Origin of the sequence: Paralimibaculum aggregatum, from assembly GCF_030270585.1 — a bacterium.
Classification (GTDB): Bacteria; Pseudomonadota; Alphaproteobacteria; order Rhodobacterales; family Rhodobacteraceae; genus Thermohalobaculum; species Thermohalobaculum aggregatum.
The window spans coordinates 1-11,153 of the sequence record NZ_BSYI01000078.1 but is presented as its reverse complement, the minus strand read 5'-3'; the positions used below and the strand labels follow the sequence as shown (position 1 = coordinate 11,153).

Here is an 11,153-nt window from a genome sequence, read left to right as displayed (position 1 = left end):
CAGCCCGGTCCCTGCCGGTTCAGCTCGCGCCCGTTCAGCCGGCGCCCGGGTAGCCCGGCGCCGGGTCGCCGGCGGCGAGCTGGAAATCGCCCTCCTCCGGCGGATCGCGATCGCTGCCGGGGGCGCCGCCGGGCAGCAGCTCGAGCCCCGGCTCGGTCGGGTGCGCCGGCGCGTCGTCCCCCTGCTGCGGCGCGCTGATCTCGCGCATCTCGGTGAAGGCCCGGCGCAGCGCCGCCGACCAGGCGACCGAGAGATCGTGGAAGGACGGGTCGTCCTGCTCGATGCGGCGGTGCTGGTCGAACGTGAAGGCGTCGCGCCGGATCACCGCGAGATCGAGCGGCATGCCCACCGAGAGGTTGGAGCGCAGCGTCGAATCCATCGACAGCAGCACCGCAGTGATGCCGTCCTCGAGCGGCGTTGCCGGCTCGATCACCCGGTCGAGGATCGGCTTGCCGTATTTGTGCTCGCCGATCTGGAAGAACGGCGTGTCGTCGGTCGCCTCGATGAAGTTCCCCGCCGAGTAGATCAGGAACAGCCGCAGATCGCCGCCCTCGCGCTGCCCGGCCAGCACGATCGAGCTCTCGGCCGAGCTGCCGGCGGCACTGATCGCCGGCCCGTATTCCAGCGTCACGTTGCGCATCACGGTGCCGATCACCTCGGCGACGCGGAACATCGTCGGCGCGGTGAAGATCGTCTCGATGCCCTCCTTGGGATAGTCGAGCGCCTCCTGCAGCTGCGATGTCACCGCCTGGGTGATCGCGAGGTTGCCCGAGGTCATCAGCACGACGACGCGCTCGCCCGGCACCTGCCAAGTGAACATCTTGCGGAACTTGGAAATGTTGTCGAGGCCCGCATTGGTGCGGGTGTCGGAGAGGCAGACCAGCCCCTCGTTCAACTTGATGGCGACGCAGTAGGTCATGGCGCGGCTCCGCTGGCGGGGCGACCGCCGCCCCGGCCTTCGAGATAGCAATGGCGGCAGCCGCGATAAAGCGCCGCCGCGCCGGGCCGGAGATTTCGCCGCCGGGCGTTGCGCCGCTGCCGACGCCCCGCCCGACCCCGGCGCCCGTCCGGCCCCGGCCCGGCGCCTTCCCGGCGCCGGCGCGGCCCCGGCTCAGCCCTGGTTCTGGCCCTGCATCTTGGCGCCCGGGGCCGAGGCATCGGCCGCCGCCGCATCCGCCGCCTCGCAGACCTCCGCGCCCGGCTCGGCCGGCACCACCGGCTCGGGCTGGCGCTGGCCGAAGCCATAGGCATCGGCGATCGCATTGGCGAGGCGGTGGTTCTCCTCGATCCGCTCGGTCAGCCATTCGTGCAGGCCGTGGGCGAAGATGTCGTCGACGCTCTCGTCCTCGAGCCGGCCGAGCAGCGCATAGATCCGGCTGTGGCAGTCGTGGCTGGCGCCGGTCATGCTCTTGAGCAGGTCGAGATGGCGCAGGATCATCCCCGCCGAATGGCGCAGCGAGCGCGGGCTGAGCGCATTCAGCACGAGGAAATGCACCACCAGGTCCGGCTTCACCGGCGCCCGGTAGACATGGCGATAGGCGGTCGAGGAGTTCGCCGCGCGCAGGATCTGCAGCCACTGCACCTCGTCGATCAGCCCGCCGACATGCTCGTCCGCCGGCAGCAGCACGTGATACTTCACGTCGAGCAGGCGCATGGTGGCGTCGAGCCGCTCGACATACTGCCCGACCCGGATGAAGTGGTAGCCCGGATCGCGCAGCAGCGTGTCGTCGATCGCGCCGCGGAACCGGTGGCCCTGGGTCTTGGTCCAGTCGAGCAGCTGCGCGAACTCGCCGCCGAGCACCGTGGCCGAGGACTTGGTGCGCATCTCGAACCAGGCCTGGTTGGCCGCGTCCCAGACATCGGCGGTGATCGCCTGGCGCACCGCGCGGGCGTTCTCGCGCGCCTGGTGGAAGCAGGAGCGGATCGAGGAGGCGTTCTCCCGGTCGAAGATCAGGTGCTCGGCCACGCTGCGCGCATTGGCCTGCTCGAGCGGCTCGGGGAAGGTCTGCGAGCAGCCCGCCGCGATCACGATCGAGGACCATTCCGCCGCCCGCGCCTCGGCGCTGGTCGGCAGCGTGTTCATCCGCCGCCCGGCATCGAGCAGGCGGGCGACGTTCTCGGCGCGCTCGATGTAGCGCGACATCCAGAACAGGTTTCCAGCGACCCGGCTCAGCATCCCCTGCCCCCGTCTTCGGTGTTGTATGCGCGGCTCACGGGTTCAGCACCCAGGTGTCCTTGACCCCGCCGCCCTGGCTCGAGTTGACCACCAGCGATCCCTCGCGCAGCGCCACCCGCGTGAGCCCGCCGGGGATCAGCCGCACCTCGCGGCCGGAGATCACGAAGGGCCGCAGATCGACATGGCGCTCCACCAGCCCGTTCTCCGAGAGCGTCGGCGAGGTCGAGAGCTCCAGCGTCGGCTGCGCGATGAAGCCCGACGGATTGGCGCGGATGCGCGCGGCATAGGCCTCGCGCTCGGCCGCGGTGGATTTCGGCCCGATGATCATGCCGTAGCCGCCGGAGCCGTGCACCTCCTTGACCACCAGATCGGCGAGGTTCTCCAGCACATAGGTGCAGTCGTCCGCCTCGGCGCAGCGATAGGTCGGCACGTTGGGGATGATCGGCTCCTCGCCGAGATAGAAGCGGATCATCTCCGGCACGTGGACATAGATCGACTTGTCGTCGGCGACGCCGGTGCCGGGGGCGTTGACCAGCGTCACCCCGCCATTGCGGTAGACATCCATGATCCCCGGCACGCCGAGCATCGAATCCGGCCGGAAGGCGCGCGGGTCGAGGAAATCGTCGTCGATCCGCCGATACAGCACGTCGACCCGCTCGGCGCCGCGGATCGTGCGCCGCCAGAGCAGCCCGTCGCTGGTGAAGAGGTCCTGCCCCTCGACCAGGTCGACGCCCATCTGGTCGGCCAGGAACGAGTGCTCGTAATAGGCGCTGTTGAAATGCCCCGGCGTCAGGATCGCGAGCTGCGGCGCGCCGGTGCAGGCGGGCGGCGCCACCTCCTCCATGGCGCGGGCCAGCATCTCGGGATAGCCGTCGACCGGGCGCACCTGGCCCGTGGCGAAGAGCTGCGGGAACATCCGGCTCATCACCTCGCGGTTCTCCAGCACGTAGGAGATCCCCGAGGGCGTGCGGCAGTTGTCCTCCAGCACGTAGAACTCGTCCGGCCCGCAGCGCACGAGATCCACCCCGATGATGTGCCCGAACACCCCGGCCGGCGGCGTGATGCCCTGCATCGCCGGCTGGTAGGCCTCGTTCTCGAACACCGGGCGGCGCGGCACCCGGCCGGCGGCAAAGATCTCGCCCGCGCCGTAGACATCCGCGAGGAAGGCGTTGAGCGCCCTGGCCCGCTGGATCGAGCCGCGCTCGATCCGGTCCCATTCGCTGGCCGAGAACACTCTCGGCACGATGTCGAAGGGGATCAGACGGTCCGGATCCCCGCCCTCGCCATAGACGGCGAAGGTGATTCCCACGCGCCGGAACAGCGCTTCCGCCTCGGCGCGTCGGGCGAGCAGCGTATCCACGCCGATCTCCTCGATCCACCGGGCCAGGTCGTCGTATTCGGGGCGCACGGCCCCCTGCTGGTGCATCTCGCTGTACATGGCTTCGATTGTTAGCAAATCCGTTCAGGCTGTCGCCCATTTTTTTGACACATGCGTCCGAATGACTTGTTTTGTCGCAAAAAACGGGCAGGCTCAGGACGCGCAGAAGGAGCCCAGCACGCATGAGCATTACCGTCGCCCTGACCCACCGCACCAGCTACACCTATGATCGCCCGGTGCGTCTCAGCCCCCATGTCATCCGGCTCCGTCCGGCCCCGCATTCACGCTCCCCCGTGCTGAGCTACGTGCAGAAGGTCTCGCCGAAGGACCATTTCGTCAACTGGCAGCAGGACCCCTTCGCGAACTGGAACGCCCGCGTCGTGTTCCCCGAGAAGGTCGATCATTTCGAGGTGACGATCGACCTGATCGCCCGGATGGACGCGATCAACCCCTTCGACTTCTTCCTCGAGGAGGACTGCCTCGAGCTGCCCTGGCGCTATGACCCGCTGCTGGCCAAGGATCTCGGCCCCTATCTCGTGAAACCGGAGATCGGGCCGCGGCTCGCCGCCTTCCTCAAGGACGCGCCGAAGCCCGAGGGCGAGACGATCCCCTGGGTGGTCTCGCTCAACACCTATGTGCAGCAGGCGGTTGCCTATATCGTGCGCATGGAGCCCGGGGTGCAGACCGCCGAGGAGACACTGGAGCGGGGCAAGGGCTCGTGCCGCGATTCCGGCTGGCTGCTGGTGCAGATGTTCCGCGCGATGGGCTTCGCCGCGCGCTTCGTCTCGGGCTACCTGATCCAGCTCCGCCCGGACATGTCGGCCCCCGGCGAGCCGGAGCCGGATTACGACGATTTCACCGACCTGCACGCCTGGGCCGAGGTCTATCTGCCCGGCGCCGGCTGGGTCGGGCTCGACGCCACCTCGGGCCTCTTCGCCGGCGAGGGGCACATCCCGCTGGCCGCGACGCCGGAGCCGCGCTCGGCGGCGCCGATCACCGGCGCGCTGGAACCCTGCGAGGTGAGCTTCGATTTCGGGATGTCGGTGACCCGGCTGAAGGAGCCGGCCCGCGTCACCAAGCCGATGACCGACGTGCAATGGGCGCAGGTGCTCGAGACCGGCGACCGGATCGACGCGCGCATGCAGGCCGCCGACATGCGCCTGACCATGGGCGGCGAGCCGACCTTCGTCTCGGCCGTCGACCGCGATGCCGGGGAATGGACGGTGGATGCCGTCGGCCCCACCAAGCGCGCCCATGCCGAGAAGCTGATCCGCGGCTTCCAGCGCCGCTTCGCGCCCGACGGGCTGCTGCATTTCGGCCAGGGCAAGTGGTATCCCGGCGAGCAGCTGCCGCGCTGGGCCTTCGCGCTCTACTGGCGCGGCGACGGCGAGCCGCTCTGGCTCGACCCCGAACTGATCGCGCCGGAGCACGGGCCGGGCACGGTCTCCTCCGAGGCCGCCGGGCGCTTCGCCGGCGCGCTCTCCGAGGCGCTCGGCATCGACGCCGCCTATGTCAACCCGGCCTATGAGGACATCGCCGCCTTCGTGGTGCGCGAGCAGCAGCTGCCCGACAACATCGACCCGCTCGATGCCAAGCTCGACGAGCCGGAGGAGCGGGCGCGGCTGGCCCGCGTGTTCGGCCGCGGCCTCGGCGAGCCCTCGGCCTTCGTGCTGCCGATCCAGCTCGCCCAGTCGCCGGACCGGCGGGTGCCGCGCCAGCGCCGCTTCCGCTGGGCCTCGGACCGCTGGGCGACGCGCCGCGGCAAGCTGTTCCTGATCCCCGGCGACAGCCCCGCCGGCTTCCGCCTGCCGCTGCAGTCGCTGACCTGGCTGCCGGAGGAGGCGCGGCCGGAGATCTTCGAGCGCGACCCGATGTCGCCCGACGAGCCGCTGCCGCCGCATCCCTGGGCCGATCCGGAGGCGCCGGAGCCGGGCGCGCCGGGCGCCACCGTGCACGGGGCGCAGGCGCTGGCCGGCGCGCAGGGCTTCCGCCAGGGCGTGCGGCCGAGCTTCCAGCGCCGCGGCGCGCCGGAGGTCGTCTTCGAGGACGTCGCCCCGGGCCAGGCCGCGATGGCGCCGGCGGTGCGCACCGCGCTCACCGTCGAGCCGCGCGGCGGCACGCTCTGCATCTTCCTGCCGCCGGTGCCCTCGGCCGAGGCCTATGTCGATCTCGTCGCCGCCGTCGAGGAGACCGCGGCCGAGCTCGGCCAGCCGGTGCATGTGGAGGGCTACCCGCCGCCCTCGGACCACCGCCTCAACGTCATCAAGGTGACCCCCGACCCCGGCGTGATCGAGGTCAACATCCACCCCGCGCGCAACTGGCGCGAGCAGGTGGCGATCACCGAGACGGTCTACGAGGAGGCGCGCCAGGCCGGGCTGGACGCCTCCTCCTTCCAGATCGACGGCCGGCCCACCGGCTCGGGCGGCGGCAATCACATCGTCGTCGGCGGCGCCTCGCCGGCCGACAGCCCGTTCCTGCGGCGGCCCGACCTGCTCGGCTCGCTGATCGCCTACTGGCAGCGCCACCCCTCGCTCTCCTACCTGTTCTCCGGGCTCTTCATCGGCCCGACCAGCCAGGCCCCGCGGATCGACGAGGCCCGGATGGAGACGCTGGAGGAAATGGCGGTGGCGCTCGCCCAGCTGCCGCCGCGCTGGCAGCAGAGCCCGCCCTGGCTGGTCGACCGGCTGTTCCGCGACCTGCTGGTCGACGTCACCGGCAACACCCACCGCGCCGAGATCTGCATCGACAAGATGTTCTCGCCGGACGGGCCGACCGGCCGGCTCGGGCTGGTCGAGTTCCGCGCCTTCGAGATGCCGCCGCATGCGCGCATGTCCTGCGCCCAGACGCTGGTGCTGCGGGCGCTGCTCGCCTGGTTCTGGGAGACCCCCTACACCGCGCCGCTGATCGAATGGGGGCCGCGGCTGCACGACCGCTACATGCTGCCGCATTTCGTCTGGGAGGATTTTCGCGCGGTGCTCGCCGATCTCACCCGGGCGCATGGCACCAGCTTCGACCCGGAATGGTTCCGCGCGCAGTACGATTTCCGCTTCGCCCATATGGGCACGATCGAGATCGAGGGCGTCTCGCTCGAGCTGCGCATGGGGCTCGAGCCCTGGAACGTGCTCGGCGAGGACGGCACCGCCAGCGGCACCGCGCGCTATGTCGACAGCTCGGTGGAGCGCATCCAGGTCGGGCTCTCGGGGCCGCTGCCCGAGGGGCTGGCGCTGGCGGTCAACGGCTTCGAGGTGCCGCTCTCCGAGACCCCGGATGGCGGGCGCGTCGCCGGCGTGCGGTTCCGCGCCTGGCAGCCGCCGCGCTGCCTGCATCCCACGATCCCGGCGCAGGGGCCGCTGGTGTTCGACGTGGTGGAGCGCGACACCGGGCGCTCGCGCGGCGGCTGCACCTATCACGTGGTGCATCCCGGCGGCCGCGCCCGCGACGACCGGCCGATCAACGCGCTGGAGGCGGAGGGCCGGCGCCTCGCCCGCTTCGACCGGATGGGCCACAGCCCCGGCCGGGTCGACCTGCGCCGCATCGCCCAGCCGCCGGGGCGGGTGACGCTGGACCTGCGCCGCGCCTGGCTCGGCCAGGGCTGAGGGCGCCGCCCCGGCCGGCGCCGCGCCGCCGGCCGGGCGCTCCGGAAAAAATCTTTCGCAACGCTGAACCCCGCGGTTGCCGCCGGGCACTTACCGGCAACCGGGCGCGTGGCCCGGCCATGCAGCACACGGCCTGCCCCCTGCAGGCCCACGGCGTAAGAGTGAAAGGAAGCGTAGCCATGACCATCACCCGCACCAACATCAAGCGCGAGCATGCCAAGGTCTGGAAGGCCCGGAACCTCGAGGACTATCTGCGCACCGCGACGGAAAAGCTCGACAAGGAGACCGATGCGCTGATGGAGAGCTACATGGAGTTCTACCACCGCAACCGCAAGGCGCTGAAGACCGCGCGCATGGTCTATACCTTTGCCGACAAGAACCTGAAGAAGAAGGGCCTGAGCGCCGAGGAGAAGCGCGCCCTGCTCGACATCCGCAAGCGGGCCTACGACTGGGGCATCGCTGCGAGGCGCTATGACTGACGCGGGGCGGTGGGCGCCCCTTGGGTCAATCTGCCCATCGCTTTTTCTCTCCCCTCCCGCGCCCGGGCGCTGTAAAACCCCCTGCGCAGGCATGGCTTCGGCCGCCGAACGGGGAGAGACGCAATGACCGAGACCGCCAAGACACCGATGCAGTATCTCGATCAGGCCATGGGCCGGCTGCGCGAGATGGGCCTGGCGCGCGACGGCGCCCCCGAGGCCGCGCCGATCGCCGGGCTGCTGGAGCAGATCGCCGATCTCGACCAGCAGCGCGTGGCGATCATCACCCGCACCCTCGGGCAGATGAGCACCTTCAACGAGATCGTCCGCGAGGAGATCTCGCAGATGGCGGTCGGCCAGCGCTACGAGGCGATCACCAAGGGCTTCGATTCGATCCGCGACGACGCCAAGCGGCTGGTCGACCAGCTCTCCGACGGCTCGATCGACGTCTTCGAGCGCGCCACCAACGCCTGGATGAAGATCGCCCGCGGCGACATCGCCGGGCGCTTCGACGCGATCCGCGACATCTATCTCGACGTCACGAAGGATACCAAGGAGATCATCGAGCGCGAGCACAACATCCTCGAGGCCTATCGCGACTTCCGCGGCGCGCTGAAGCAGGCCGAGGTGGCGGCGCTGGAGATCCTCGAGAAGGCCGCCGCCGCGGTCGCCGCGAAGCAGGAGGCGCTGCAGGCGGCCTCCGCCGCGGTCGAGGCCTACGAGGGCGAGGATGCCGGCGCCAAGGCGCGGCTCGAGCTGACCCGCGACGAGCGGCTGCGCGAGATGCAGGCCGAGGACAGCCGCTACCAGATCGCCAAGGACCTCGCCGACAACCTGACCGTGGGCTACAACACCTCCGAGGTGATCATGGCCCGGCTGATGCAGACCACCTCGGCCAAGCAGCGGGTCTACCAGCAGTCGGTCAGCTTCTTCACCACCAACGAATCGGTGCTGACCGCGCTGAAGGCCAGCTTCACCGGCATGTTCGGCCTGCACGAGGCCACCGAGACGCTGAACTCGATGAAGGAGGGTGTCTCGAAATCCATCGAGGTGCTGGCCGAGATCGGCGGCAAGGTGCAGGAGGAGGCGCTGAAGGCCGGCTACGGCCCGACGATCCGCGCCGATGCGGTGAAGAAGCTGGTCGACAGCGTGGTCGACTACCAGGAGAGCTCGAGCCGCATCATCTCCGAGATGCGCACCCTCGCCACCCGCAATTCCGACGAGATCCGCGAGGCGGTCGAGGACGGCAAGCGCCGCATCGCCAAGCTCGCCGAGAAGGGCAACGCGCTGGGTCTCTGATGGCGGAGCCTTCCGGGACGACCTCCGGCACGAGCGGGACCGCGGCGGCGGCGCAGCCCGCGGCCGATCTCGACGAGCTGATGATGGCGATGGACGTGGTCGACACGCTCCGCCACGACCGGCGCATGCTCGAGCGCGAGCTCGGCCAGGACGACCGCGACGAGGCGCTGAAGCAGCGCCTGCGCGAGCTCTACGAGGGCCAGGGCCTCGCGGTCACCGAGGCGATCCTCGACGAGGGCATCGCGGCGCTGCGCGAGAGCCGGTTCTCCTACGAGCCGCCGCAGCCCTCGCTCGCGGTGACGCTGGCCAGGCTCTGGGTCTCGCGGATGCGCTGGGGCCCCTGGGCCGGCGGCGCCGCGGCGCTGCTGGTCGGCTGGCTGCTCTGGTCGGCGCTCGCGCCCTCCGAGGAGGCGCGCCTCGCCGCCGATCTCGAGGCGGCCGCCCAGAAGGCCGCCGCGCTGGCCGACGATGCCACCGCCGAGAGCCGCCTCGCCGAGCTCCGCCGCCGCACCGAGGCGGCGCTGGCCGCCGGCCGGCTCGACGAGGCCGAGGCCGGCATCGCCGAGTTCGGCCGGCTGGCGGACCGGCTGGCCGCGGTCTACGACATCCGCATCGTCTCGCGCCCCGGCACGCTCACCGGCCTCTGGCGCGAGCCCGACGTCAACAGCAGCGCGCGCAACTACTACATCGTGGTCGAGGCGGTGGCGCCCGACGGCGCGGTGCTGGCCCGCCCGGTCGCCAACGAGGAGACCGGCAGGACCGAGACCGTGAAGCTCTGGGCCAAGCGCGTGCCGAAGGCCACCTTCGACCGCGTCGCCGCCGACAAGACGGATGACGGCATCGTCCAGGAAAGCCTGCTCGGCAGCAAGCGCGCCGGCCGCCTCGCGCCCGACTGGGCGATGCCGGTCGAGCCCGGCGCGATCACCAGCTGGGAGAAGTGATGCGCCCCGCCCGCCATGTCTACCGCCAGATCGAGGAGGCCGAGGCCGAGATCCGCGCCGAGGAGGCCCGCGTCTCGCGCCGGCTCGCCGAGCTTGCCGAGGAGGACGCCGAGATCCGCCGCGCCCAGGCCTCGGCCTATCGCGCGCTCGCCCAGGCCCGGCTCGACGCCCTCGCCCAGGACCAGATCGCCGGCCGGCTCGAGGCCGCCGAGAGCGCCGCGCTCGAGGCGCTGGAGGCGCGCCGCGCCCGTCTCGCCGAGGCCGAGGCCACGCGCACCGGGGCCGAGCGCCGCATCGCCGAGCTCCAGGCCGAGCGCGAGACCCGGGAGGCGGCGCTCGAGGCCGCCCTCGCCGAGCTCGACGCGCTCGCCGAGACCACCCAGGCCCGGCTCGAGGCCGATCCCGACTGGATCGCCGCCCGCGACGCGCTGGAGGCCGCCGAGACCCGCGCCGCCGCGGCGGATGCCAAGGCCGACCGCGCCGAGGCCGACCGCGCCGAGAAGGCCAGGGCCTATGACGAGGACCCGCTGTTCTCCTATCTCTGGGCGCGCGGCTACGACACCCCGGCCTACCGGGCCGCCGCCATCGTCAAGCATGTCGATGCCCGGGTCGCCAGGCTCGTCGGCTATGCCCGCGCCCGGCCCGACTATTTCCGCCTGCACGAGATCCCGAAGCGGCTGCGCGCCCATGCCGACCGGCTGGCGGCGGAGGCCGAGACGGTGCGCGAGCGGCTCGAGCGGATCGAGCGCGCCGGGCTCGAGGCCGATGGCGGCGGCCCCCGCGCCGAGGCCGCCGAGGCGGCCGAGGCGGCGCTGGCCGAGACCGAGGCGGCGCTGGCCGAGCAGGAGCGCGCCCGCGCCGCCGCCGAGGACGCGGCGCTCCAGCTCACCGACCCGGAGCAGGACGACGGGCTGGTGCATGCGCTCGACGGGCTGGTCTCGGCGCTGCGCAGCGCCGATCTGCGCAAGCTGCGCCGCGAGGCCCGCGAGACCCCGACGCCGGAGGACGACCGCGCGGTGGCCCGCCTCGGCGAGCTCGAGGACCAGGCGCGGGCGCTGCAGGACAGCCTCGGCGCGGCGCGGCGCGAGGAGCGCCAGCTCGCCGCCCGCCGCGCCGATCTCGAGCACGAGCGCCGGCGCTTCCGCGAGCGCGGCTACGATGCGCCGGGCGGCAGCTTCGAGAACTCCGACGCCCTCGGCGAGCTGATCGGCGGCATCGTGCGCGGCGCCGCCGCCGGCGCGCTGGCCGATGCGCTCAAGGGCGGCTACCGACGGCCGCGCAGCCGCA

General features: G+C 71.6%; 6 protein-coding genes and 2 pseudogenes. 5 read left to right on the top strand and 3 right to left on the bottom strand.

All coding sequences use genetic code 11. From position 1 onward, the window contains the following. Positions 1 to 202: 202 nt before the first annotated feature. The 3 genes and pseudogenes from QSJ97_RS23895 to QSJ97_RS23885 form a co-directional block, all read right to left on the bottom strand. Positions 203 to 919: pseudogene (locus QSJ97_RS23895) on the bottom strand (proteasome-type protease); the annotation flags it as partial. Positions 920 to 1,111: 192 nt separating this feature from the next. Further along, positions 1,112 to 2,176, bottom strand: a complete 1,065-nt coding sequence (locus QSJ97_RS23890; protein ID WP_285674978.1) for an alpha-E domain-containing protein — start codon at positions 2,174 to 2,176, stop codon at positions 1,112 to 1,114. A gap of 34 nt (positions 2,177 to 2,210) precedes the next feature. Continuing rightward, positions 2,211 to 3,614 (bottom strand): circularly permuted type 2 ATP-grasp protein, encoded by a 1,404-nt coding sequence (locus QSJ97_RS23885; protein WP_285674977.1) that lies wholly within the window; start codon positions 3,612 to 3,614, stop codon positions 2,211 to 2,213. A 122-nt stretch (positions 3,615 to 3,736) separates the two neighbouring features. Between QSJ97_RS23885 and QSJ97_RS23880 the strand changes: the two genes are divergently transcribed. The 5 genes and pseudogenes from QSJ97_RS23880 to QSJ97_RS23860 form a co-directional block, all read left to right on the top strand. Further along, entirely contained in the window at positions 3,737 to 7,150 is a 3,414-nt protein-coding gene (locus tag QSJ97_RS23880; RefSeq protein ID WP_285674976.1) for a transglutaminase family protein, read from the top strand. Positions 7,151 to 7,329: 179 nt separating this feature from the next. Further along, positions 7,330 to 7,629: a hypothetical protein gene (locus QSJ97_RS23875; protein WP_285674975.1), complete on the top strand. Its 300-nt coding sequence runs from the start codon at positions 7,330 to 7,332 to the stop codon at positions 7,627 to 7,629. 123 nt (positions 7,630 to 7,752) lie between these two features. Continuing rightward, positions 7,753 to 8,925, top strand: a complete 1,173-nt coding sequence (locus QSJ97_RS23870; protein ID WP_285674974.1) for a cell surface protein — start codon at positions 7,753 to 7,755, stop codon at positions 8,923 to 8,925. Then, complete coding sequence (locus QSJ97_RS23865; RefSeq protein ID WP_285674973.1) at positions 8,925 to 9,866, top strand: DUF6384 family protein; 942 nt, start codon at positions 8,925 to 8,927, stop codon at positions 9,864 to 9,866. The genes QSJ97_RS23870 and QSJ97_RS23865 overlap by 1 nt, the downstream gene beginning before the upstream one ends. Beyond that, positions 9,866 to 11,153: pseudogene (locus tag QSJ97_RS23860) on the top strand (hypothetical protein); the annotation flags it as partial. The gene QSJ97_RS23865 and the pseudogene QSJ97_RS23860, both read left to right, overlap by 1 nt.